General features: G+C 64.5%; 2 protein-coding genes. One reads left to right on the top strand and one right to left on the bottom strand.

Annotated features, from left to right (window positions below):
• Positions 1-1,405 (bottom strand): 2-isopropylmalate synthase (locus JNN06_RS03230; protein WP_291238160.1); only part of this gene is annotated, 1,405 nt, incomplete at its 3' end.
• Between the two features lie 298 nt (positions 1,406-1,703).
• Here JNN06_RS03230 and JNN06_RS03225 point away from each other — a divergent pair.
• Positions 1,704-2,190: SDR family NAD(P)-dependent oxidoreductase (locus JNN06_RS03225; RefSeq protein ID WP_291238159.1), on the top strand; the 487-nt coding region annotated here is incomplete at its 3' end.

Below are 2,190 nucleotides of genomic sequence, written 5' to 3'. Positions count from 1 at the left end.
AGACCGTGGCCTGCGCATCGGTCCCCTCGGTCACCGCCGCCACCTGATAGAGTTGCAGCCGCGCCTTGTGCGGATAGAGCATCTTCACACAGTTGAAGGCCGCGTCCACCGGCCCGTCGCCGGTGGCATCAATGCTCTGCTCGGCGCCATCAATCACCAGCGTCAGCTCGGCCTCCTGCGGGCCATCGGTGCCGCAGATCACCCGCAACCGCTTCACCTGCAAGGTGTCATGCGCCTCATGGGTGTCGCTATCCTTGACCAGCGCCAGCAGATCGTCGTCATAGACCTCTTTCTTGCGGTCGGCCAAGGCCTTGAAGCGCACGAACAGGTCGTTCAGCTGGTTGTCGGCCAGCTCCACCCCCAGCTCCTTCATCTTGGCGCGCAGCGCGGCGCGGCCCGAATGCTTGCCCATGGCGATATTCGCCGCCGAGAGGCCGATGGATTCCGGGCGCATGATCTCGAAGGTCTCGACGTTTTTCAGCACGCCATCCTGATGGATGCCGGATTCGTGCAGGAAGGCGTTCTTGCCGACGATGGCCTTGTTGAACTGCACCGCAAAGCCCGAAACGGTGGAGACGCGGCGCGACAGATGCATGATCTTGGTGGTGTCGATGCCGGTCTGAAACGGCATGATGTCATTCCTGACCTTCAGCGCCATCACCACTTCTTCCAGCGCCGCATTGCCCGCACGCTCGCCCAAGCCATTGATCGTGCATTCAATCTGGCGCGCGCCCGCCTCAACGGCTGCGAGGCTGTTCGCCGTCGCCATGCCCAGATCATTGTGGCAATGGGTGGAGAAGATCACCTCATCCGCGCCCGGCACCCGCTCCAGCAACATGCGGATCAGATCGGCGCTTTCGCGCGGCGCGGTATAGCCCACGGTATCGGGGATGTTGATGGTGGTGGCCCCGGCCTTGATGGCGATCTCCACCACGCGGCAGAGGTAATCATGCTCGGTCCGGGTGGCATCCATGGCCGACCATTGCACATTGTCGCACAGGTTGCGGGCATGGGTCACGGTGTCATGAATGCGCTCGGCCATCTCGTCCATGGTCAGGTTCGGAATGGCGCGGTGCAAGGGCGAGGTGCCGATGAACGTATGGATGCGCGGGCGGGCCGCGTGTTTCACCGCCTCCCAGCAGCGGTCAATATCCTTGAAATTGGCACGGCTCAGCCCGCAGATCTGGGAATTTTTCGACCGTTTGGAGATTTCGGACACCGCGTTGAAATCGCCCTCGGAGGCAATCGGGAACCCCGCCTCGATCACATCCACGCCCATCTCGTCCAGCAGGCCCGCGATCTCCAGCTTTTCGTCATGGGTCATGGTCGCGCCCGGCGACTGTTCGCCATCCCGCAGGGTGGTATCAAAAATCACGACACGGTCTTGTGCCTTGGCTTCGGTCATCATGTGTTCCTTGGAATTGTGCTTCACCTGTGCCGGGCGCTGGTCACCTCTGAGCGGTCGCACCCGAAGGCACGCTCAGAGGCAGGTAAGGAGAAGCAGGCCACGGGTGGCATCGGCGCGGTTGCGCAGCGTGATGAGATGGAAACCCGTGTTCATGGCACCGGACTATACCGGGCGATCCGGGAAAGAAAAGGGGGATTCGATCCTTCGACGAAGGATCGCGCGCCCCTGCGGCAAGCGCGGGGCTGGCCGGCGCGGCCGGGCGCGCTATCTTCGCCACCGGCAAGGAGAAAGCAGCATGCGCACATTGGTGATCGGGGCATCGGGCGGCATCGGCGCGGCGCTATGTGCCGCCAGCGGGGCCGTTGGTCTGGGCCGCGCAGAGGGGCTGGAGCTGACCGATGAGGCCAGCATCCGCGACAGTCTCGCCCGGCTGGAGCCGCCCTTTGAGCGCATTATCGTGGCCACCGGCGCGCTGGAGATCGAAGGGGTGCCGCCCGAAAAGGCGCTCCGCGCGCTCGATCCTGCCAATCTGGCGCGGCATTTCGCGGTGAATGCCATCGGCCCGGCGCTGGTTCTGAAACACGCGCTGCGGCTGATGCCGCGCGACCGCCCGGCCCGCTTTGCCGCGCTGTCGGCGCGGGTGGGCTCCATCGGCGACAATGCGCTTGGCGGCTGGCACAGCTACCGCGCGGCCAAGGCGGCCCTGAACCAGCTGATCCACACCGCCGCCATCGAGATCGCCCGCAGCCATCCGCAGGCGGTGGTGGTTTGCCTGCATCCCG

The sequence above is a fragment of the Gemmobacter sp. genome, assembly GCF_016792925.1.
Lineage (GTDB): Bacteria > Pseudomonadota > Alphaproteobacteria > Rhodobacterales > Rhodobacteraceae > Gemmobacter.
Note: the sequence above shows the minus strand (reverse complement) of the source record. Positions and strands in the feature narration are given on the sequence as shown.